Consider the following 22,428-nt stretch of genomic DNA (forward strand, 5'->3'; position numbering starts at 1 on the left):
ATCTGTAGGACGGTTAAACTGCAAGAAATGCGTAAAAAATTTGTGCAATTTCATGACTGATTGTCCCGCATGCGTCGCATGACATGGGCAATAGCGCGGGCGACATGTTTCTGCACGGAGCTGTCAGAGATGTTTAGCTTCTCGGCGGTTTGCCGATAGGTCAGGCCATCAACCCGCACGAGTATGAAAATGTTTCGGGTTTTCTCGGGCAGCTCCCCAAGCGCGCGTTCCACGTAATCAAGTTCGGACTGCTCGCCAACGATCTGTTCGGGGGAGGGCGCATTATTAGGGATAGATTCCAGATTTCTGTCATCCGTACCCGAGATTGGGTTGCGTTTTTGTGCGCGGACATAATCAATCGCGAGATTGTGTGCTACGCGATAAAGGTAGGAACGGGCATGCACGACATCGTGTGCTTTACCTTGGCCTGTATGCTCGGAAATGCGCAAAAATGTTTCCTGCGTCAAATCCATAGCGGTATCCGTATCGCGCAATAGACGCGTCAGATAGATATGCAGTTCCCGTTGGTGGGACAGGAACAGTTTTCTGATGTCGGTAATTGCCAAGTCACAAACCTGACTGTGATGAGCGGACATTCATGGAGTTATCAAAAATAATACTCATTCGCAATTGATTAATTGTATTGAGTTTGTGGATTGTGCATATGAAGCGCGCAATCTTTGATGCGCTAAGGTCAGATTTCTGTTGAGCATGTTCTGGGAAATTAATTGTCTGCATAGGAACCTCGCATTGGCTGTACACAAACTTGAGGCTGGACATCATGTTATCGGAAAGCTGGATTGTTCAGAAACCCCAACTCAGCCGGAATTGAATAGCCTCTGGAATTGTAGACACCCCATCACTTATAAAGTGAGGCAAGGAGTTTACGATGCCCAAGAGTCATTTTACCGATGAGTTCAAAATTGATGCCGTTCGCCAGATTACAGAACGAGGCTACTCAGTAGCGGAAGTTTCTGCTCGTCTCGGTGTCAGCACACACTCCCTGTATGTGTGGAAGAAGAAGTTCAGCAAATCCCCTGATGCGATTGCTGAAGCTGATCAACAATCATCCGAGATACGCCGCCTGAAGCAAGAACTCGCTCGGATCACCGAGGAGCGCGATATTCTAAAAAAGGCAACCGCGTACTTCGCCAGGGATGCAAAATGAGGTGCGCGTTTATTGACCAGCATCGCCGGGTCCATTCGGTGCGCACCATGTGCCGGTGTTTGCAGGTTCATCCCAGTGGCTTTTATGCTTGGCAGAAGAAACCACACAGCGCCCGGTTTCTGGAAGACCAAAGGCAGACCGCTCTTGTTCGCCAGATATGGGAAGACAGCGGTCAGGTATATGGCTACCGCAAAATCCATGATGATCTGCTGGATATGGGAGAGCGTTGCAGTCCGAACCGTGTGGCTCGACTGGCCCGCAATGCAGGCATACGCGCCCGGATCGGTTACAAGAAGCGTCCCGGAAAATATGGCGGCAAACCAGCTGTCGTCGCTAACAACAAACTGGATCGGCAGTTTGATACCCCTAGACCAAATGCTGTTTGGGTGACCGATATCACCTATATCAAGACACAGGAAGGATTTGCGTATCTTGCCGTCGTAATTGACCTTTATTCCCGCATGGTGGTTGGTTGGGCATTCAAGCAGCGACAAGATACAGAGGTTGTTCTGCAAGCCTTGCTGATGGCCGTGTGGCGGCGAAAGCCAAAGAACAGGGTGCTGATCCATTCTGATCAGGGTTCCCAATATACCAGCATCGACTGGGCCGCTTTCCTTCGTCAGCACAATCTGGAACATAGTATGAGCCGCCGCGGGAACTGTCATGACAATGCTGTTGCCGAAAGTTTCTTCAACTTGCTCAAACGCGAACGTATCCGCCGCAGGGTTTATAAGTCACGGGATGAGGCACGTCAGGATGTCTTCGACTACATAGAAATGTTCTACAACCCGAAGCGTAAACATAGTACCAACGGGATGTTGTCACCCGTCGAATTCGAAAGACGACAAATCTGATCAAACCGGGTGTCTACAATTCCAGGGGCTATTCACATACCGTTTTATTATTGGTTGTCGATTTTCACGGTCCCTAGCTCTGAGTTCTCGTTTGAAGCTGTAATTCGCAGCAAGAAAGGCGCCGCATACGCCAATAATAGGACCGAAGATACCTTCCCATTGCATGTTACGCAGTTCGTTGCATGGGGTGCCTATGCATCCTGCGAGAATCTTTTGTCGAAAAATACCAAACGCAAAGACTGCAAGGATTAACTATTGCAACGGTTACAGGCTTCCACAGATTCTTGATGATCAGCATTCAGGTTTCCTTGAAGTGCGCTACTTTAGCAATGATGTTCCTTAAGTTGTGCTCTCGTCAAAAATCGACAAATCAGCCCAATGTGCGAGATATGATGAAATTTTCGCTCTAACTGGCACATTGGATGTCTAATTTCGTGCGAGCTTTCTTCCATAGCCACAACGATGGAAGAGAATGGTTATGCGTAGACGAAAGTCATCAAGCTTGTTCCGGGATAATCCTATCCCAGCCAAACGTTCAAGAGAATTTAGTTGGTGCGTTCTCGAGTTATTGAACTTGACCTTGAAGATTTTGAAAAACTCCATTGATTTGGCTGTGGTGATAGTTCGTATCTTCCAGTAGCCTTAGAGTACCTAAAATAGTCATCGAGACACCATTCTCATTTATGCGATGTCAAAGAGTATGCTCGAAATTTTGTTAAATCAAAAGGCTGCAAGCGGGCCATGCTGTATTCCAAGTTTATGCCTTACGCCAAAAGCTATATCCAAGGAAATATGGACTTGAGAATAAGATAGTTACCGCGCTGCCAAATACCGTCCCGGACGATGGTTGAGTGCAATGATCAGGTTGAGCACGACAGCACCCAAGATCGACAGCAGGACTTTATCAAACGGCAGGGTCAGGAAGGTGATGAGCAGAATGACCAGATCGACGGCAAGCTGGACGTAACCTGCTCGGATGCCGAAGTTTTCCTGTAGATACAGGGCAAGGATATTGATCCCGCCAAGGCCTGCGTGGTGGCGAAACAGCATGAGCAGGCCAATGCCCATCAAGGCCCCACCGGCAATCGCGGCATAGACCGGGTTGAGCATGTGAAAATCAACCATCATCGGGGTCAGTTTCGAGAATCCCGAAACCAAGCCAACTGCGATAAAGGTTTTGACGGTGAAGGCTGTTCCCATGCGCTTGAACGCCAACCAGTAAAACGGCAGGTTGATCGCAAAGAAGATCACGCTAAATGACAGGCCCGTGGCATGTTCGATCAAAAGGGCGGCACCGGCTGTGCTGCCCGTGACCAGAACGCTTTCGCTATAGAGCGTCACACCAAGCGATACCACCATGGTTCCGAGCACAAGGGCCAGGACATCCTCATACAAACGATGCGAAATATCGTCCTTTTTGGCTGTGGTTTTGGCTGTGCTTGCATTCGTATCCGGGCTGGTGGGTACGGCATTGGTGTTGGGTTGGGTCATTTAGTCGCGACAGTCTTTTGTCTGATGAATGCAGTCAGATTACGCTTTTCGCAGGTGCGAAACAAGTTGGCGGCATTGGGCGGGCATTAAACGCCTGTTTTTAGTGTGGCGATGGGGCGAAACGCAAAAGACCGACCTCAATGAGGTCGGTCTTGGTAATTTTATATGCCAATCATAGAATGCATTGGCGGTATTAAGGTATTGAAATTAAGCCACGAGTTTAGGCCGCATCATCCCATTTCGGGGCGAATGACGGATCAATCAGACGGCCTTCCGGATTGGCCAGCGTAAAGATTTTGGCCATGTCATCATCGGACAATTCAAAATCAAAGATGTCGAAATTGGCGGCAGCATTTTTCGGCGATCCGGATTTGGGGATTGCCATGACACCGTCTTGTTGCATCAACCAACGCAAGGTGACCTGCACGGCCGATTTGCCGTATTTGGCACCGATTTCCTGTAAGGTCGGATCATTCAGAACTGTTCCGCGGGCAATCGGGCAATAGGCGGTCAGGAGCATGTCATGCGATCGGACATTTTCAAGGACCTTTGCCTGACTGATATAGGGGTGATATTCGACCTGATTAACCGTCAGCGGAATGTCCGTCAGGTTGATTGCCTTGTCGATCAGGACGGTCGGGAAGTTTGAAATCCCGATCAGGCGCGTCATGCCAAGGTTTTTGACTTCGTTCAATGCGGCGATGGTTTCATCAAGCGGAATTTCATCTGTTGGCCAGTGCAGAAGCAACAGATCAACATGGTCAAGGTCAAGCTTACGAAGGCTTTCTACGACCGAGGTCTGCAAATCCCCGCTTTGGAATTTGTCGAACCAGACCTTGGTGGTGAGAAAGTAATCGTCGCGTGCAAGACCGGATGCCTTAAGGCCGCGACCAACACCTTCTTCGTTGTGATACATCTGGGCAGTATCAAAATGGCGATAGCCGATTTTGGCGGCCTCGTTGACCATGGTGGCCGTATCGTCATTATTAAGCTCGTAAGTCCCAAATCCGAGGGCCGGAATTTTGCTACCCTGCCAGTTCCGGTAAATCATGATTTTACCCCCTATTTAAAGTTTGATTGTTGTGATTTTGGATGCTGTCACCGTGATGCGCAAATGACGATAAGGTGTCAGTCCACCCGATATGCGCCAAATTTAAGCCACATCCAGCTCATCGCAACCTGTACGATTGGATAATCGCGTTGCTCAATGGGAGAAGGACGTGGGGCTAAGGTGCTTGTGTTGAATGATATTTCCCAAAGAAAAAGGGCGACCATGTCGCAGGGCCGCCCAAAGTCTTAGAGTGAGGCTTATCAAGCCAAGAGCGAGATTGCCTGAATTTATGGCTGATATCCTTGATGTGGCTCAAACCCGACCAAGTTTTTAGGAAACTGAGCTGTTTTCACTGACCGCCGCGTTCAAATGATACAGCGATTCCCGAATGACTTGCGGGCCCAGATCCTTGGTGATGAAGACGATTTTTGATCGATGGTCATTGCTTGGCCATGCCGGAAGCGATGCGGGCGGATGAAACACATGTTGAACCGCATGAATGGCAACCGGGTTTTCTTCGCCAACAAGGTTCAAGATGCCTTTGACGCGCAAAAGGCTTTCGCCGCGCATCTGAGTGAAAATTTCGGCCCAGGTGACAAACGCATCCCAATGGATCGGTTCATCAAACGTAATGCAGAAGGATCGAATGTGATCGTCGTGGCGGTTTACGTCGTGGCTGTGACCATGCGCATCGCTGTGGGCATGATGGTGATGTTCGCCGTGATCATGATCATGGTCATGATCATGATCGTGGCCATGCGTGTCGTCGCCATGCTGCTCATAGGCTTCGTCATGCAGCCATTTCTGGACATCCATGCTTTTGGTCGTCGGATCATACAGTCCGGCATTAAACAGCTTTGAAACCGCAATATCACCATTGATCACGGCATGTATCGGGGCGGCGGGATTAAGCGCGCGCAGACGGGTTTCAAGTTGATTTCGGGTGGCGTCATCGACCAGATCGGCCTTGGTGATCAAGATACGGTCGGCAACGGCGGCCTGTTTGACGCTTTCGGGATGGGCATCAAGTTGCCCTTCGCCGTGAATGGCATCAACTGTGGTCACCACGCTATCAAGGCGAAACTTGGTGGTTAAAAGCGGGTCGGTCATCAGGGTATGAAGGATCGGGGCAGGGTCGGCCAGACCGGTGGTTTCAATGATCACGCGGTTAAATTTCGGAATTTCGCCGCGTGTGCGTTTGACAAACAAATCGCGTAAACCCGAAATCAGATCACCGCGTACCGAACAGCAAATGCAGCCGGAATTCAGTAAGACGATGTCTTCGAAGATTTCACGCACCAACAGGTGGTCGAGCCCGATATCGCCAAATTCATTGATCAGAACGGCGGTTGTTTCCATGCCATCCTGTGTCAGAAGAGCATTCAAAAGGGTTGTCTTGCCACTGCCGAGAAAGCCGGTAATGACGGTTGTGGAAACGCGATCAAATTGTTCGTCAGAGATGGCCATGATATATGTGTCTTACTTTTTACCGTACAGGTCTTCGACCGAGACTTCCGGTTCGGAAATGACGGTTTCGACCCCGTCACGGGCCGCAAAATAGAAACAGTTGCGCCGTCCGGTGTGGCAGGCAACGCCAAGCTGATCAACCATGACCAGAACCGTGTCCATATCGCAGTCATAGCGAAAATCGACCAGTTTCTGCACCTGGCCGGAGCTTTCACCCTTGCGCCACAGCTTGCCGCGCGAGCGGGAGAAATAGCACACCCGGCCCGTATCAAGGGTTTCAATTACGGCATCGCGGTTCATCCACGCCATCATCAGGACTTCGCCGCTGTCATGCTGCTGGGTGATTGCCGGGATCAGGCCGCTTTCATTGAATTTAAGCTTGTCGGCAATCAGTTGATTTGAACCCGTCATAGGGGAACTCCGGTCGATGGTGGTTGACTTTTCGCGTTCTGCACGTCAGAAAATGATATATTATAACATTTCATCAGATGCCACGGCTTTTTAGGCTTTTGGTCTAAGCACTGCCGAAGTGCCGTTGATACGAGATAGCGAACGATGAGCGATCTTTTCCCGAAAAAGGGCCATGATCACGACAGATGTGTGCATAGCGCACTTACGCAGGCGGAGAAAGTCTGTGACGTCGAAAATGCGCGATTTACCGATATGCGCCGCAAGGTTTTCACCTTGATCTGGCAATCGCACAAGGCGGTGACGGCCTATGAGCTTCTGGATGCACTGACATCCGAAGGTCAGCGCGTGCAGCCGCCGACGGTTTACCGTGCGTTGGAATTCTTGACCGATCTTGGATTGGTGCACCGGATTGAATCGCTTAATGCCTATTTCGGCTGTGACCGGCCAGATTGTGAACATCTGGGGCAGTATTTTATCTGTACCCAATGTGGCCGTGTGGCCGAGGCCGTCAATGAAGATATGAGCAATGCGGTTGTAAAGGCCGCAGGTCAGGTCGGCTTTGACATTCAGGCAACTACGGTTGAAATCAAGGGGCTGTGCCATGACTGCGCCACTCATTGAGGGCAGGGGGCTTACCCTTTCATTTGGCAGTGAACGTGTGCTTGATCAGGTGTCGCTTTCAATCCATGCCGGTGAAATCATCACATTGATTGGCCCCAATGGGGCGGGAAAATCAACCTTGGTCAAAACGCTTTTGGGTTTGCAGAAACCTGATGCGGGGGATGTTTTGCGTAAATCCGGTCTTCGGATTGGCTATGTTCCGCAAAAACTTGCGATTGATCAGGTTTTGCCAATGACCGTGAAACGGTTTTTGACCCTGACCCGGACGGCAAGCCGGACTGACTGTGAAAAAGTTCTAAGCCAAGTCGGTGCCGCACATGTCATCGACGCACAGATGAGCAGCCTTTCAGGTGGTGAGACACAGCGTGTGATGTTGGCGCGGACATTGTTGTTGCGCCCGGAATTGCTTGTTCTCGATGAACCGACCCAAGGGGTCGATGTGAGCGGGCAGGCGGGATTGTATCGTTTGATTGATGAAATCCGCCATGAGCATGATTGTGCGGTTCTGATGATTTCGCATGATTTGCATCTGGTGATGGCCAAAACCGATCAGGTGGTGTGTTTTAACCGCCATATCTGTTGTTCAGGCATCCCCGAAACCGTGCGGCAGCACCCGGAATATCGATCGTTATTTGGCGCGCAAGAGGCCGATGCGATTGGCATCTATACCCACGAACATGATCACGAACATGATCTTTCGGGACATGTGGTTGGGGCGTGCGGCCATGATCATTCACATGACCATGATCACGGGCATGCACATCATAAGCACGACCACGACCAGCCCCCTCATACTCAGAGCGATGCGGCAAATCAGCAAGAGGCAGCACCCCAAAAATGATGGATGATTTTCTGTTTCGTGCGGTTGTTGGTGGTGTGTTGCTGGCCTGTGTCTGCGGGCCGTTCGGGGCGTTTATCGTTTGGCGTCGCATGGCGTTTTTTGGCGATATGCTGGCCCATTCGGCGTTGCTTGGCGTAGCACTTGGTCTTTTGATCGGGGTTGATGTCCGGCTTGGCATGATTGCGACCTGTCTTGCCAGTGCATTGATCCTTGCCATTGGGCAACGTCAGGCCCGGTTTGGTAGTGACACGGTCCTTGGCATGTTGGCCCATTCGACATTGGCACTTGGCATGGTGGCCTTGGCCTTTGTGCAAGGGGTTGCTGTTGACATCATGGCTTATCTGTTTGGCGATATTCTTGCGATTACCATGGGTGATATCTGGCTTCTGGCCGGGGGCGGTGTCTTTGCCATTGGGGTGTTAATCTGGATGTGGCGGCCGCTTTTAGCATTGACCGTCAGCCCGGAAATTGCAGCTGCCGAAAGCATCCCGGTCGAACGGCTGCGTTTGATCTTTATGTTGCTGATGGCGCTTGTGATTGGCATGGCGATCAAGATTGTCGGGGTTCTTTTGATCACCGCGCTTTTGATTGTGCCAGCCGCCAGCGCACGCTTCTTTGCCAGAACGCCCGAACAAATGGCGATTGGGGCTGCGCTGTTTGGCGCGGCATCGGTTTTAGCCGGTATCAGCCTCTCATGGCATGTCGATACGCCTGCCGGGCCAAGCATTGTGATTTCGGCAGCGGGATTGTTTTTGCTGTCCGGCGTCGTGGGGCAGTTCTGGAAACGGATTGCGGTTTAGCGATCCCTTTCGCCCCAGCGTGCCGGATCAAAAAGTTATTGTTCCAGTTCGGACATCATGGTGTTGGCCAGTCGCAAACGACCGGCAAAGACTTTGCTCAGGTTCAAAAGTAGAATTGTAGCAACATCCTGATGGGTGTCGCGCAAGGCGGCAAATTCGGTGCGTTCGATTGACAGGCACAGCGCATCGGTCGCCGCAACAATCGTTGCGGAGCGCGGCGCGCCATCAAGGACAGCGAACTCGCCAAACATTGTCCCTTCGCTAAAGGTATTGATGCGTTTTTTACGGCCGGTGCCCGGTACATCAATCAAAACATCTACCCGCCCGGACACCAGGAAATAGGCCCGGTCGCATTCATCATCCTGTGCGAAAATGACATCACCCTTTGTGAACCGTTGCCGTTTTGTCGTGCGGCCCAGTGTCGAGATTTGGGCGCGCGTCATGCCTTTTAAAAGAAGGCTGTTGGCAAACAGGCTGCGTTTGTTATTGCGCAATTTCCCGCCAAACCGTTGCAGCAACAGTTCCTCGCAATGGCCAAGGGCGGTGTCGGTATCATCAAAGAAATTTTCTTTGCCAAGGGCCTGTATGACGCCATTGGCATCAAGGGTCAGCCATATCCAGCGTGGTCTGGCTTTGCCGTGACGGTGGCTTGACGCGTGATCAGGATTTCTGGTCTTGGTTTGGAGTGCACCATTCCGGCGTTCTGGTTCGATATGGCTCACGAAAAGCTGTTTGCCTGCTTTGGCGCATTGCAAGTGCAGGGCGCGCAGGGTTGCGGCACCGGTGCTGTCAATTGATGTGGCGTGACGGAAATCAAGGATCAAGTAATCCACACCGTTTTCAAGCAAGTGGATGGCTTCGGTGCGCAGATTGGCACATGACCCAAAGAACAAGGCACCTTGAAGTTCGATAATGCCGATGCGGTCGCCTTCTTGTTCCAGCCATTGAATGGATGTTGCATTGCGCAGGATGCGTGAATGAACGCGTGACCCGCGATAGCTGCGGCGTACGGGGCTTTTGCTCATACCCAGAACAAACAGCACGACAGACACAAGAACCCCGGCACATACCGCAATCGCCAGATCAAAGACAAGGGCGACGCTGACAACGAAGATCCCGATCAAGACATCGCCAAGAATGACACGCGGATAGGGCAGGCGCTTTGTTGCGAGTTTCCATGCCTTATCAACGGTGGCGCGGTCAATGGCCTGAAGGGCAATCGCAATCAACATGCCCGCCGTTGCCCAAAGGGGCAGTGCGGCAACCACCGGGGCAAAAACGATCAGGCTTAGCGCGAACAAGATTGCTGTTCCGGCATTGGCAGCGCGTGTGCGCGCCCCGGCATCAACGATGGCAAGGGATCGGCTTAACGCGCCAGAACCCGGCAGGTACCCGATGAAGCCCATCGCGGCATTCAGAACGCCGTGCAGGCGCAATTCGGCATTCACATTGCTATGATGTCCGACACGGGCATCAATGGCGCGGCTTGAAATGACGGTATCAAAAGATGTCAGGAGCCCGATGGTCAAAGCACTGGTCAAGGCAATGTCGATATTGCCGGTCAGGGTATTGAGAACAGCAGGAAGATCAAAAAGAATTGGTTTGTGCCAAAGAGATGAAATTTCAATCACCCCGACCAAGGGGGCCTTGGCCAAGGGGAAAAGTGAAACACCGATATAATAGACCGCCATGCCAACGATCAGCCCACAGGTTGCAGCGGGCATAAACCGGATGCGTTTGCCCAAGGCAAAATGGCCAAGTACGGTCATGGAGCTGACCACAAGGGCGAAGATCAGGATGTTACTGTCGTGGCTTTCGATAAGTCCCGCGATCGAGGGGGCTGTGCTGCCAAGGGCGGTTGGCACTGTGCCAAGTATCACCAAAATGGCAGATGCGTTGACAAAGCCAGACAGGACCGGGTCAGGCACATAGGCAACCGCATGCCCGAAACGTAACGCCCCGGCAATCATTTGGAAAAGTCCGGCCCCGAAAACCGCGACAAAGGCAATGACAATCGCCTCTTGCGGGCTGGATCCACGATCAAGCGCGATATGAATGGCCGATGCAATGATCAGTGCCGTAACAGCGCGTGGACCGGATACCAGAAAGCGGTTTGGTCCGAAAAACCCGGATATAATTCCAAAAAGAATGGCGCAGCCAATACTGGCTGCAATGCCAAAGGACGCCCATGCAGGCCCCAATGGATAAAGCGCGATCAGACCATAGGCAACTGCTTGGGGAAACGTCGCGAACATCCCGACACAGGCAGGTCCGAAATCAAAGCGGAGCGTTCCTAATTTTGCAAAAACAGTACGTGCCGTCATTTCCCGATCCAGCGGACTGGGCAAGGAACAGGAAGGTTGCCGTTAGCAAAGCCGTGTTTGGCGCTGAAGCCCCGTATAAATCGTGTCATTTTTTCCGGTATCATAAGGCGCCATACCCTAATGGCTAATTGGTTCATATTTTCAGGCGGTTAATCATATCATCGCGTAATTTAGAATGTGATATTTTATTGTTCCCGCCATCCGTATGATGGGAGTCTATTTAGAAACGAAAACCGGCGCAGGGCATTCTGCGCCGGTTGTTTTTTAGATATGAAAGCCGATCAGGCAGTTTTCAGCCGCTCAAACCCGGCTTCAAGATCCGCAATCAGGTCATCGGCGTCTTCAAGGCCGATATGCAGGCGGATCAGTTGGCCGTCTTCTTCCCATTTGGTGGCTGTGCGGATTTTGGCCGGATCGGATGGCAAGATCAGGCTTTCAAACCCGCCCCAGCTAAAGCCCATGCCAAACAGTTCCATATGGTCAACCATGTTGGCGAGCTGGGGTTTCTCGACCGGATCCATGACGAAAGAAAACAGGCCGCTTGCGCCCGAAAAATCACGTTTCCAGATGGCATGACCGGGATCATCGGGAAGGGCGGGATGCAGAACGCGTTTGACCTCGGCCCGGGATTGCAGCCAGTTGGCGACTTCAAGGCCGCTTTCATGATGTTGTTTCAAGCGAACGCCAAGGGTGCGCAAACCGCGCTGTGCCAGATAGCAATCATCGGGCCCAATCGCATCACCGGAAATCAGGACCTGCTTTTTGATCGTCAAAAGGTCTTCTTCGGTGGCGGTTGTGATTGTGCCCATCATGACGTCGGAATGGCCGACGATGTATTTCGTTCCGGCCTGAACCGACACATCGACACCCAATTCAAACGGACGGCACAGAAGTGGCGATGCCCATGTGTTATCAAGCAGAACTTTAACGCCCCGCGCATGGGCGGCATCCGCAATCGCCGGAATGTCTTGCATCTCGAATGTCAGCGACCCCGGGCTTTCACACCAGACAAGTACTGTATTGTCGCGGATAAGCTTTGCGATATCGCCACCGATGGTCGGATCGTAATATTCGGTTTCTACCCCGAACTTTTTAAGAAACGCATTACACAGGTTGCGAGTCGGGTAATAGGTGCTGTCGGTGACCAGAATATGATCGCCCGGCTTCACGAACGCCAGGATCGCGTTGTTGATCGCCGCAACCCCGGACGATACGCATAGCGTGCCATAACCGCCTTCAAGTTCAGCAACGGCTTCTTCAAGAAGGAAACGGGTCGGTGTGCCGTGGCGACCATAGGTGATCTTGCCCGGTGCAGATGCGCCAGCCTTTTCAAGTTCAGCAAGGCTGTCAAACAGGATGGTGGATGCATGCAGGACGGGTGGATTGACCACGCCGTGATACTGGCTGGATCGACGGCCGGCATGGACAAGTTTGGTGGCAGTTTTTTTGGGGCTCTGGGCGGACATTGGTGGTGCGTCTCCTTGGGCAGAAATCCTTTTAACTTGGTGTATCAGTCAAACCATCTTGCTAGCAGTCCATCAAGGGTTTTTACGCAAAACCTATTGTGAAATCAGCGATCCGGGTTATTTCTGTGAGATCTGCCAACCGGTTGCCACCCCATCTGATCCGAAACCCGCGTCAATATCGTCAAAGGAGCCCCCGTGATCGAACTTCAGGATTTCCGTGCTGCACGTCGCGCAATTTCAAACCATATGCGTCTGACCCCGGTGTTCGGGGTAACGGGTTTTTCCGATAAATCGGGCTTTGCCGCGATCGATCAAATCCCTGAAATGTTTCTAAAACTTGAAAACATGCAGGTTACGGGATCCTTCAAGGCGCGCGGGGCGATGAATGCCGCCCTGTCACTGGATGAGGATAAGCGGACTTCGGGGCTGTGCACGGCATCGGGGGGCAATCACGGCATGGGGGTGATCCACGCGGCGCGCACCCTTGGTGTGCCGGTGAAAATATTCTTACCGACCAATACGCCAAAGCCAAAAGTCGAAAAGCTGCGCGCACAGGGCGTTGATGTTGCCCTGATCGGGGCTGTTTGGGATGATGCCAACCGGGCGGCGATGGATCATGCGCGGGAAACCGGCATGGCCTATATCCATCCCTTTGCCGATCCCAAAGTGATTGCAGGACAGGGCACGATTGCGCTGGAGCTGTTTGAACAGCAACCTGATCTTGATACGCTTGTTGTTGCCATTGGCGGTGGTGGGTTGATTTCCGGCGTGGCGACAGCGGCCCGCATGCTGCGCCCGTCTATTCGGGTGATCGGGGTGGAGCCAACCGGGGCCGCGACCCTGTTTGAAAGTCTTAAGGGCGGTGAGGTCGTGACACTGCCAAGTGTCAATACAGCCGCGACCAGTTTGGCCCCGCGTCAGTCATCAGCCTTGAATGTCGATCTGATTGGCAAGAATGTTGATCGCATTGCCTTGGTGACGGACGAGGAAATGCAAAAAGCCGCAAGCTGGCTTTGGAAAGACCTTGGCATTGCCGTCGAACTTTCAGCCGCAGCAGGCATCGCCGCGGTAATGACAGGGCGGCTGGGTGTTGATGATCCGGGCCGGGTTGGTGTGATTGTATGTGGTAGCGGCACCGACGGGATCAATTGATCTGTCGGCAGGCGTTATATTTGCAAACTCCTGCGTCAAACCCCTTGCCCGGGGTACCACCCCGCGCTGCGGGATTTTCCTTGTATTTCACAAATATCACGCCTGCCTTTCGAGCCAATTCAATGGTTCTGATCGTAGACGGTCAAGCAGGATATCCACGGGCGGGCAGGGAACTGTCCGTCCATTTTGTTTGGGGGGCGGGTTGGTTGATGCCGTTCGGGCAAATAAAAAGGGATGAAACCAAACGGCTTCATCCCTTTTTAAATCAGACGCCATTCGAAAACGGATGGCGCGGAATTATATAGCGTCGCAAACCGCCAAAGAGCCAAAGCCCCCTGGAGCGGAATTACATCTTAGGCTCGACCACTTGACGACCACGGTACATACCGGTGTTCGGGTCAATGTGGTGCGGGCGATGCAGTTCGCCGGTTTCTTTGTCTTCGCGGTACGAGCCCTTGGCGAGCTTGTCATGCGAGCGACGCATGCCCTGACGGGACTTGGTCACTTTTTTCTTTGGCACTGCCATGGGTCATCATCCTCTGGCTTGGGTAAACTCAGGCGCGCTTGTTACCTTGCACGCTCGGGAAAGTCAACGATCAAAGTTCCTGAATCTGCATTATTTGCATTTTCAGGGTCGCTTTCGGCATCAGGCGCGTCACCATCAATTTGGCCATCATGATCAACATGATGATCAATTGGCGGGATCAGCCCAACATCGCGCGGATCATCAACAATGTCCGTTCGCTGGTCGTATACAACAAAGCCAGCCTTTTGGTAAGCCCCCAATGCACTTGGATGATCCAAAGTGCAGGTATTTACCGTCACGCGCGTTGGTTTAAGGCTCCAGGCCGTGTCAATCGCCCAGTTTAAAAGGTATTTTCCAAAACCCTTGCCGATAAAATCAGGCAGCAATCCCATGTAATGAAGGTCAATAACGCCATCATTTTCAAGATCGGACAGATCCAGCTCGGCGAAACCGGCAGGAACGCCTGCGACATAGAGCACGAAAACATGGGTTTCAGGCGCAGCCAGGATCGGCGCAAGTTCTTCATCGCTCATCAGGCGGCGTTGCCACCACAGCCACGGTTCGCCGACTGTATTATATAGGTAGCGATAAAAGGACAGTGTCGGGTTTTCTGCCCGAACAATCGCGACCTTGCCCGGTGGGATGATGGCCGGTGCGCGTTCGGGGGGAGACTGCATTTCAAGGAAGCTGACGACAACTTCGAGTTTGCGCGGATTGGATGGGGTCATTGAACTAAGCTCTTGCGCATAATCGTGTTTCGATTGGTATCAGGGGATGCCTGATCGGTGACGTTGTTGGGTGAGTCATAGCCGAGTTTGGCGTAAAAATCACCTGCAGCGGGGCTTTCGATTGTGACCCGGATCTCAGGCAGGCCGGAAATTCGCAATATATCTTCGGCAAGATCCACCAGTGCACGACCTATGCCATTGCTTTGAGCGTGCGGGGCAATGGCCAGATAATGTATCCAGCCAAAGATATTGTCATGGCCGGTCATCATGGTGGCGATGATATGGCCGTCATCTGGATGACGCGCAACAATCAGGCTGCCGTGATCGGCATTGATACAATTTTCAATATCCTGGCGGGCATCGCGAATGGCCGGGATTAACCCGGTTGCAATCCAAAGGACCGTGATTGTGGCGATATCGTCATCTGAGGGGGATTTAAGCTGTTCAAGCAAAATGCCCGCTCCGCTCTTGGCGTCATCCGCGCTGTTCTCAGCAAGGGCTTGACCATATGGCGAGGGAGCGGGCATTTGAATACTCGGCTTATCTGGAAACGAGAATGTGCGACTTAGGCTGGTCCTGTTACGACCGGGCTGTCTTCGGTGGTGGCCCACTGTGCCCAGGAGCCGTCAAAAACAGCGACCTGCTTGTGACCAGCGATATAGGCCCCCATGGCAAGAACGCATGCCGTGACGCCAGATCCGCAGGTCGCAACAACGGGTTTATCAAGATCAACCCCGGCATCATCGAACGCGGCCTTGATCGCATCGGCATCCTTAAAGGTGCCATCTGCATTCACAAGCACGTTGAACGGCAGGTTATAGGAACCGGGAACGTGACCCGATTTGCCCCAAGGGTCGGCAACTTCGCCCCGGAACCGTTCAGCAGCACGGGCATCAACAAGTTGTTCGCGCTTGGTCTTCACGTTCGAAAGAACCTGATCAATCTCGCGCAGCAAGAAGCTGTTGGCGCGTGCGGTGAAATGGCGTTCGCGCGGCGGAGTAGGGGCATCGGTTACGGGATGGTTTTCAGCAACCCATTTCGGAAGCCCGCCATCAAGTACGACAACATCGTGATGACCAAAATGACGCAGCATCCACCATGCGCGACACGCGGCAAGGGCAGAACCGGTCTGGCCATAGATCACAATGCGCACCCCATCACCAAGACCAAGCTTGCGTACTTTGGCGGAAAACTTGATGGCATCGGGCATCATGTGCGGCAGTGGTGCACTGTCATCGGCGGCAATTTCGTCGATATCAAAGAAGACAGCGCCGGGAATATGCTGTGCGTTATAAATTTCGCGGGCGTTTTTATTGTCAGCTGGCATGTACCAGCTTGCATCAACGACGCGCACGTCCGGCGCGTCGATGTGATCCGCCAGCCACTGGGTGGAGACCAGGGCATCGGAAAGTGGGTTACTCATGGACAAGCTCCGGTTAGCAATGGTGGGTATTGCATGATCCCGGTTGGTCCCGGGATCGTTTTATGATGGTCCTGTAATTCTTAAATTTGTAACGGCAGAGCTTCATGCTGGCAACCTGCAGTCATGCGCTTTGGTGTGTTTTTCGGGCAGACGGGGAATGAGTGTCTTCCGCCGTCGCACACCCCTGGCTGTAATCAAACGTCAAAAACGATGTTGATCCGTCGGTTCTGGCGGCCTTTCTTTTCAATTTTGGCAACAGAAACCGGGCCGATTTCGCCGGTCTTTTTGACATGCGTTCCGCCGCAGGGTTGAAAATCAATTCCCTCAATCGTCACGGTCCGGATGGAATTGCCATCCATTGGCGGTTGGACCGACATGGTGCGGACCAGTTCCGGGTTGGCTTTGAGTTCGGCAATGCTGATTTCGCCGTCGTAGACATCGGCATCGCGGGCGATCAGTTCATTAAGCTTTTCAGTGATTTCGTCTTTGTCCAAGGCAGCATCGGGCAGGTTGAAATCAAGGCGTGCCTTGTGGGCGGCGATATTGCCGCCGGTAACATCCCCGTCAATCACCGCGCATAAAAGATGCAAACAGGTGTGGAACCGCATCAATTTGTGCCGGTTATCCCAGTCCAGTTCGGCCGTGACCGTATCGCCAATGGCAGGCAGGGCATGGTCATCTTCGATGATGTGTAAAATACGTCCGGTTTCGCGGTCCTTCACTGTCGTTGCGATCGGAAGAACAGAACCCGATGACGTTTTCAATGCCCCGATGTCGCCAGCCTGACCGCCCGACGTGGCATAGAAAACAGTCTGGTCAAGCTCGATCCCGCGTTCAGATATGCCTGTCACGACCGCATCGCAGCTTTTGGCGTAGGCGTCTTCGCGAAACAAAAGGCGTGTCATTGTTCTTTATCCTTCCCTGTTGGTGGCGTTAAGGCGGGGCGCGCGTCTGTTTAGGGCTGGAACCCTGTCTGGGGCGACGTGTGCTGATGTGGGCGGCCCGAAATGGATCGGGCTATATGCCCTTGATTGTTGTTCATTGTGGCCATGGTGTGACCTCAGTGCGCAGATTGTCGAGGGTAAAATTGTGCTCAGACAATGCAGGGAGTGTATAAAAATATACGAAAATTAATATGTAGCGTTGTTTTTTATACGTAATGTATGGTACTGGGGTTGGGTAAATCAGGAGTGATGGCAACCTTGGCAGCAATAATTCACGTCAAACTTACGGGCGAAGGCGACTTTGGGCCGGTGGATCTCGAATGCGCGATCCCACCTGCGCGCCTGCCTGTTGTGATGGCGGCGTTGTTTGGCCAGCCGATGTATGGTCCGGGGGGCTCGTTGTCCGGTGGTATGTCGGGGAATGGTGCGTCTCAACACGGGGGGACACACCCAGCGCGTTTGCATGTGCCAAGGCAGGATTCCGAACATACCGGTCGGGAGCCTTTCGGTGGTGTGACGCCCGCTGGCGCAGGCAATGACAGGGCCGGAAGTGGATCCGGTAGTTCAGTTGTCGGGGGTGAAGTACTTCAGAATGCAGCAGGTTCAGCATATGCAGCCGATCCGGTAGGCGGTGTTGATCCTGGTGCCTTTATCACAAGTTTTCTTGGGTCTCTTGGTGATCTGATTGGTCGTATGCAGCCGCGTGGTTTTGCCGAAACCATTCTGGTGGCGGCAATCTGGTTGCATTACCGGGATGGGCGGGGCTTCATCACGCGCGATGATATTCGCCGTGTTTTGCGCCGTCAGGAGCATGTGCGGATGCCACGGAATTTTAGCCGTGATTTCCATGTGGCATTGTCACGCGGTTATCTTGAACCGGTTGAAAATGAAGACGGATATGTTGTCTCCGGGGCGGGGTATCAGTGGTTTCGTCTGGAATGTCGAAAATAATACAAAATGTCGAAAAATATGTTGACTGAATGTATGGGTGATGTATCGTTTTTACTTAGGGACATAAAAACGGGTGGGACAGAACGATGCGGGAATGGGAAGCCAGAACAAGCTGTCGGGTATGGCGTGGGCGTTATGTAATCCGTGGGGACGTTGATCGTATCGCCAGTGACTTTGTTGAACTTCAAAAGAACCGTTTTCCGGGGCTTGAGACCCGTAAGGTTTCGCTCAAGGTTGTTGCCATGGCCGTGATGTCGGTTTTGGCAGAAGAATGCTGTGAAGACGGGGTGACAGCAGCGGAGCTTTCCTTCCTTTTGACCACCTGCCTTGGGATGCCGATTTCACCAACCCGCATTGAAAAAGAAATGGCGGGTCTTTCTGGCATGGTCTGGACGGGCGAGTGGGGCGGTGAGACGCTTTACGTCATGGAAAAATGCGGACTGCGTTTCTTTGACAATGCCCGCAATCTGGCCCTGTCAGAAAATGACAATGTTGTGCGTGATGAAAATGGCGAGGCACAATCGGGCGAAGATGCTGCCGAGGTGGCCGGAACGCCAATGATCAGTGCGTCAATGGTCAAAAGCCCGGCACCCCATGCACGGTACCGCGTTGTCAGCTAAACAGTTTCTGACAGATACCCAATTCAGCACCCGTTGGTTCGTCCGGCGGGTGTTTTGCGTTATGGGTTCGGGCGCATAGGGGCGTGTATTTAGCGATCTGGCGTCTGCGTCATCCAGATCAGGTAAACGGGCTTGTGCCTTTATGCTTTTGTCTGCTGCCATGACGTTGCTGCATAAACAGGCTTGACGGACCTTGTTTTCGGCCTTATCCATTTTGGTATGGAAAACGCGATCATTCATCACAACGCCTATTTTACGTCGTACACATAGTACGGCGCGTGTTGATTTGTATCTGATCAAATGAAAACAGGCTGCCACAGGGCGGCCTTTTGTTTTTCATCCCCGGTTTGCCCTTGGTGGTCCCACCACGAAGGAAAACCGAAATGACCCATCTTTCTGTTAATGACCGTATCCCGGCACTTGAATTCGCGCCTGAGGCCCTGAAAAACGGGATCGAAGTCATCTCGCTTATTCTGATGGCGGGGTTTGCCAAAACAAGTGCCGAAGCGCACGAACTTGTTATGGGTGGCGTGGTATGGATCGAAGAAAAGCAGATATCTGATCCGCAACATCAAGTTCTTAGCTATGCCTTTGATGATGGGGAAATCCTGCGGCTTTCGGTTGGTGCCGGCAAGCAGACAACGATCCGGCGCATCGGATGAGCATTTTGAATTGTGCTGGGCGGATGTTGGGGTACCCCTAAAACAAAGACATCTGTCCGTCTGCGTTGGGGCGTTTGAAACCTTTGCAATCAAGATCAAGGGATCTACCGGTCAGGTTATGCTTTTTGCGGGCTGCTTTGAAGCGATTGGCAATCAGGTCGGCAATCGGGCCGGTGCCGCGCATGCGGGTGCCAAATTCTGATTGGTACATTTCGCCGCCGCGCATTTGCCGGATCAAAGACAGGACTTTTGCCTTGCGTTCGGGGTAGTGGGCTTCAAGCCATTCTTCAAACAGATCGGCAATTTCAAGCGGCAGGCGCAGCACGATATGGCTAACCGATTGCGCCCCGGCATCGGCACAGGCGGCAACGATGTTTTCAATTTCCATGTCATTCAAACCCGGAATGATCGGAGCACATAATACGGTAACCGGAATGCCGGCATCGGTCAGTTTGCGAATGGCATCAAGGCGTCTGTGCGGGGCCGATGCGCGTGGTTCAAGAAGGTTCGATAACCTGTGATCAAGGCTTGTGACCGACATCGCAACCGATGCACGGTTCTTGGCGGCCATTGGTGCAATCAGGTCAATGTCACGGGTGACAAGGGCACTTTTGGTGATCAGGGAAAAGGGATGCTGACAATCAGACAGGACCCCGATAATTGATCGGGTCAGCTTTTTGTCGCGATCAATCCGTTGATAGGGATCGGTACTGGTGCCAATCACAATCGGTGCAGGGGAATAACTGCGCGCTGAAAGCTGTTTGCGCAAAAGATTTGCTGCATCCGGCTTCCAGAACAGCTTGGTTTCAAAATCAAGCCCCGGCGACAGGCCAAGATAGGCATGTGTTGGCCGCGCAAAACAATAAACACAGCCATGTTCGCACCCACGATAGGGATTGATCGAACGATCAAACGGCACATCGGGGCTTTGATTGCGGGTGATGACACTGCGCGCACCATCAATGCCAAGAGTGGTTTTGATGCGCGGCGGTTCGTCATCAAGCAACTGGTTGATCCAGCCGTCATCAACCGATTGATGGACATGGCGTTCAAACCGGCCATCGATATTTGATATGGCCCCTCGGCCTTTTTGCTTGCGTGCAGGCAGGAGGTCCGGATCAAAATCCGGATTGGTCCGGCTTTCGCCAGTTAAGGCGTGTTCTGTTGGATCGAGTGACGGTTCGATGATGTCTTGCATATGTTCAAGTTAAAGAACAAAAGAAGAACATTCAAGCGAAATACACCAAAATTCCGGTTTAAGCTATTCCTATATCAAGGACATGTAATGCCGTTTGTTGTGACCGATCCGGTGATGGGGCCGGCAGTGCCGTCGTGGCATGACGTATCGTTGGATGTGTTTCCGGTTCCCGAAAAGTTGCTGACCTCGGCCCCGCCAGCAAAGAAGAGATAGTAATTACTGGTGGCGGAGGTCATTGAAACCGTGTTGTCATCTATGGCGATATTGGAATTCGTGCCTTGGAATGTTGTGAACTGACTGTTCGCGCCATTGGAAACGACGGATATATTGTTGTTCTCGATATTTACATCGCTGCTGCCAGAAATCTGAATACCGGATGCGGTGGAATTGGACGTTACCTTGAGGGTGCTGTCTTTGATTGTGACATTTTGCTTGCCATCAATTCTGGTGATGGCGGCACTGAGTGTACTTGTGATGGAAGCCGTTACGCCAATCAGGCTGCTGTTGTCGGCCATGTCAAAAAATCGATTGGACCCTCCGCCGCCGTTGCTGCCTGATCCGGAAAGGGAGGCATTCGGGATGGCAACCGCTATAGAACGCCCGGATGGGGTTTTGATGTCGAGTGCACCGCCGCCAATGATCGTCTGCCCGTCCTGAACGGTGGCAACACTGTTGACACCGGTATAATCACCATTCAGCACAATGGTGGAATTGACCCCGGCATTGGCAATCGCGGTTGCCAAGTTCGCACCGGTTGTTGTGTCGCTATTAAGCAGGGTGATGGTTTTACCATCGGCGGTTTCGGTGATTTCCTCGGCGGTGGTAAAAGTACCCGCCTGATTGACGATATCAATGTCGCGGATGATCGGGTCGGTCATTCGCCGTTCCATCGCGGTCAGTTTGGGGTTTGGGGGGCCTCCAAATCCCTGTAATGGAATGCGCAGGCGGAAACTGGCAAAACCTTGGCTACCGCGTGGGTCGTCATGCTGGATTTCTGCCCCCAGCGAAAAGCGAGATCCTTCCCACAGGAAGGGGATTTCATCAAAGGTCAGGTCAAGCCGCCCGCGTGGACCTTGCACGGTGTCGGCGTTGCTGCCGGTGAAGCGATATCCACCGGCATAGGCGCGTAGCTGTTGTCCGGCATCGGCGTCAAACAGCGGAACACGCCAGCCAATTTCACCATCAAAGCCACGAAGGGCGCGTTCCTCGCCTTGGGTGTACATGATCGACGTGCCCGAGAAATCGACGCTGCTAAGACTGTCTTCCATATAGTTCGTGGTGCCAATTGGGACATAGCCATTGGCACGCAGATCCCAATCCATAGACAGGGCCTCGACCCCGACGGTGACCTGATTGAATTTATTGCCATACGGGCTGTGGCGACGGTCAAAGTATCCGTAGCCGCCAATGTTCCATCCATTATCAAGCATCTGACGGATGCCAAGGCCAAAATTGCCTTCGTGACTATTATTGTCATCCATGCGTGCGCGGATACTGCCAAAACTCAGCGTGTTTTCATCTTGCCAAAGAGGGATGAACAGATCGGTTTCGCCAAGGTTGCGGTCTGTGCCAGCCTTGCCCTCAAGGTCGATATGTGGACCCCATTTGTCGGATTCCTGCGAGGTGTCGGCCTTGGCGCCGAAAGCTATCAAAATCGTGGAGCCAAACAGAAATCCAATCAGGGCGGTCTTTTTTATGCACATCACAAAATCTGGTCAGCAGGCATCATT

At 52.5% G+C, this 22,428-nt stretch carries 22 protein-coding genes; 8 read left to right on the plus strand and 14 right to left on the minus strand.

The annotated features are described in order from the left end of the window. Positions 1–50 precede the first annotated feature (50 nt). Positions 51–596 carry an RNA polymerase sigma factor gene (locus tag ACQ0MK_RS05695; protein ID WP_430475198.1) on the minus strand — a complete coding sequence of 182 codons (546 nt, stop codon included), beginning with the start codon at positions 594–596 and terminating at the stop codon, positions 51–53. A 293-nt stretch (positions 597–889) separates the two neighbouring features. On the opposite strand from ACQ0MK_RS05695, the gene ACQ0MK_RS05700 reads away from it, so the two are divergent. After that, positions 890–2,022, plus strand: a protein-coding gene (locus ACQ0MK_RS05700; RefSeq protein ID WP_430475199.1) for an IS3 family transposase whose coding sequence is annotated in 2 segments (ribosomal slippage) — positions 890–1,133 and positions 1,133–2,022 — 1,134 coding nt in all. Because the reading frame shifts where the segments join, the coding sequence is not laid out codon by codon here. An 813-nt stretch (positions 2,023–2,835) separates the two neighbouring features. Here ACQ0MK_RS05700 and ACQ0MK_RS05705 read toward each other — a convergent pair. The 4 genes from ACQ0MK_RS05705 to hisI all read right to left on the minus strand — a co-directional run bounded on the left by ACQ0MK_RS05705 (position 2,836) and on the right by hisI (position 6,442). Beyond that, a complete protein-coding gene (locus tag ACQ0MK_RS05705) occupies positions 2,836–3,513 on the minus strand; it encodes a YitT family protein (RefSeq protein WP_430475200.1) in 678 nt (225 codons plus the stop codon). A gap of 220 nt (positions 3,514–3,733) precedes the next feature. Continuing rightward, complete coding sequence (locus ACQ0MK_RS05710) at positions 3,734–4,564, minus strand: aldo/keto reductase (protein WP_430475201.1); 831 nt, start codon at positions 4,562–4,564, stop codon at positions 3,734–3,736. 330 nt (positions 4,565–4,894) lie between these two features. After that, complete coding sequence (locus tag ACQ0MK_RS05715; protein ID WP_430475202.1) at positions 4,895–6,031, minus strand: CobW family GTP-binding protein; 1,137 nt, start codon at positions 6,029–6,031, stop codon at positions 4,895–4,897. Positions 6,032–6,043: 12 nt separating this feature from the next. Then, on the minus strand, positions 6,044–6,442 hold the full coding sequence (gene hisI / locus ACQ0MK_RS05720) for a phosphoribosyl-AMP cyclohydrolase (protein ID WP_430475203.1): 399 nt from the start codon (positions 6,440–6,442) through the stop codon (positions 6,044–6,046). A gap of 144 nt (positions 6,443–6,586) precedes the next feature. Between hisI and ACQ0MK_RS05725 the strand changes: the two genes are divergently transcribed. The 3 genes from ACQ0MK_RS05725 to ACQ0MK_RS05735 are packed head-to-tail and all read left to right on the plus strand — an operon-like array spanning position 6,587 to position 8,704. Further along, positions 6,587–7,063, plus strand: a complete 477-nt coding sequence (locus ACQ0MK_RS05725) for a Fur family transcriptional regulator (RefSeq protein WP_350043739.1) — start codon at positions 6,587–6,589, stop codon at positions 7,061–7,063. Then, the gene (znuC, locus tag ACQ0MK_RS05730) at positions 7,044–7,904 is read left to right on the plus strand and encodes a zinc ABC transporter ATP-binding protein ZnuC (protein ID WP_430475204.1); all 861 of its coding nucleotides are present in this window, start codon (positions 7,044–7,046) and stop codon (positions 7,902–7,904) included. The genes ACQ0MK_RS05725 and znuC overlap by 20 nt, the downstream gene beginning before the upstream one ends. Next, positions 7,901–8,704: an iron chelate uptake ABC transporter family permease subunit gene (locus ACQ0MK_RS05735; RefSeq protein WP_430475205.1), complete on the plus strand. Its 804-nt coding sequence runs from the start codon at positions 7,901–7,903 to the stop codon at positions 8,702–8,704. Before znuC ends, ACQ0MK_RS05735 begins: the two co-directional genes overlap by 4 nt. A gap of 35 nt (positions 8,705–8,739) precedes the next feature. Here ACQ0MK_RS05735 and ACQ0MK_RS05740 read toward each other — a convergent pair whose 3' ends face one another. After that, on the minus strand, positions 8,740–11,028 hold the full coding sequence (locus ACQ0MK_RS05740; protein WP_430475206.1) for an SLC26A/SulP transporter family protein: 2,289 nt from the start codon (positions 11,026–11,028) through the stop codon (positions 8,740–8,742). A gap of 281 nt (positions 11,029–11,309) precedes the next feature. Continuing rightward, on the minus strand, positions 11,310–12,494 hold the full coding sequence (gene metC / locus ACQ0MK_RS05745; RefSeq protein ID WP_430475207.1) for a cystathionine beta-lyase: 1,185 nt from the start codon (positions 12,492–12,494) through the stop codon (positions 11,310–11,312). A gap of 195 nt (positions 12,495–12,689) precedes the next feature. On the opposite strand from metC, the gene ACQ0MK_RS05750 reads away from it, so the two are divergent. Further along, positions 12,690–13,646 (plus strand): threonine ammonia-lyase, encoded by a 957-nt coding sequence (locus ACQ0MK_RS05750; RefSeq protein ID WP_430475208.1) that lies wholly within the window; start codon positions 12,690–12,692, stop codon positions 13,644–13,646. A gap of 346 nt (positions 13,647–13,992) precedes the next feature. Here the strand turns inward: ACQ0MK_RS05750 and rpmF are convergent, their stop codons facing one another. From rpmF to ACQ0MK_RS05775, 5 genes are all read right to left on the minus strand, one after another. Next, positions 13,993–14,172: a 50S ribosomal protein L32 gene (gene rpmF / locus ACQ0MK_RS05755; protein WP_007090029.1), complete on the minus strand. Its 180-nt coding sequence runs from the start codon at positions 14,170–14,172 to the stop codon at positions 13,993–13,995. A 41-nt stretch (positions 14,173–14,213) separates the two neighbouring features. After that, positions 14,214–14,900, minus strand: a complete 687-nt coding sequence (locus tag ACQ0MK_RS05760; RefSeq protein ID WP_430475209.1) for a GNAT family N-acetyltransferase — start codon at positions 14,898–14,900, stop codon at positions 14,214–14,216. Next, positions 14,897–15,427 carry a GNAT family N-acetyltransferase gene (locus tag ACQ0MK_RS05765; protein WP_430475210.1) on the minus strand — a complete coding sequence of 177 codons (531 nt, stop codon included), beginning with the start codon at positions 15,425–15,427 and terminating at the stop codon, positions 14,897–14,899. Before ACQ0MK_RS05765 ends, ACQ0MK_RS05760 begins: the two co-directional genes overlap by 4 nt. Before the next feature lie 38 nt (positions 15,428–15,465). Further along, a complete protein-coding gene (sseA, locus tag ACQ0MK_RS05770; RefSeq protein WP_430475211.1) occupies positions 15,466–16,323 on the minus strand; it encodes a 3-mercaptopyruvate sulfurtransferase in 858 nt (285 codons plus the stop codon). Positions 16,324–16,517: 194 nt separating this feature from the next. Next, on the minus strand, positions 16,518–17,228 hold the full coding sequence (locus ACQ0MK_RS05775; protein ID WP_430475212.1) for an alanyl-tRNA editing protein: 711 nt from the start codon (positions 17,226–17,228) through the stop codon (positions 16,518–16,520). A 297-nt stretch (positions 17,229–17,525) separates the two neighbouring features. On the opposite strand from ACQ0MK_RS05775, the gene ACQ0MK_RS05780 reads away from it, so the two are divergent. From ACQ0MK_RS05780 to ACQ0MK_RS05790, 3 genes are all read left to right on the plus strand, one after another. Continuing rightward, complete coding sequence (locus ACQ0MK_RS05780; protein WP_430475213.1) at positions 17,526–18,218, plus strand: hypothetical protein; 693 nt, start codon at positions 17,526–17,528, stop codon at positions 18,216–18,218. Between the two features lie 86 nt (positions 18,219–18,304). Then, positions 18,305–18,838, plus strand: a complete 534-nt coding sequence (locus ACQ0MK_RS05785) for a hypothetical protein (RefSeq protein WP_430475214.1) — start codon at positions 18,305–18,307, stop codon at positions 18,836–18,838. A 383-nt stretch (positions 18,839–19,221) separates the two neighbouring features. Then, a complete protein-coding gene (locus ACQ0MK_RS05790) occupies positions 19,222–19,500 on the plus strand; it encodes a tyrosyl-tRNA synthetase (protein ID WP_350043751.1) in 279 nt (92 codons plus the stop codon). A gap of 37 nt (positions 19,501–19,537) precedes the next feature. Here ACQ0MK_RS05790 and ACQ0MK_RS05795 read toward each other — a convergent pair whose 3' ends face one another. Beyond that, positions 19,538–20,698, minus strand: coding sequence for a PA0069 family radical SAM protein (locus tag ACQ0MK_RS05795; protein WP_430475215.1), 1,161 nt, complete (start codon positions 20,696–20,698; stop codon positions 19,538–19,540). 74 nt (positions 20,699–20,772) lie between these two features. Beyond that, a complete protein-coding gene (locus tag ACQ0MK_RS05800; protein WP_430475216.1) occupies positions 20,773–22,401 on the minus strand; it encodes an inverse autotransporter beta domain-containing protein in 1,629 nt (542 codons plus the stop codon). Positions 22,402–22,428 lie beyond the last annotated feature (27 nt).

The organism is Thalassospira lucentensis (genome assembly GCF_050516545.1).
Taxonomy (GTDB): Bacteria; Pseudomonadota; Alphaproteobacteria; order Rhodospirillales; family Thalassospiraceae; genus Thalassospira; species Thalassospira lucentensis_C.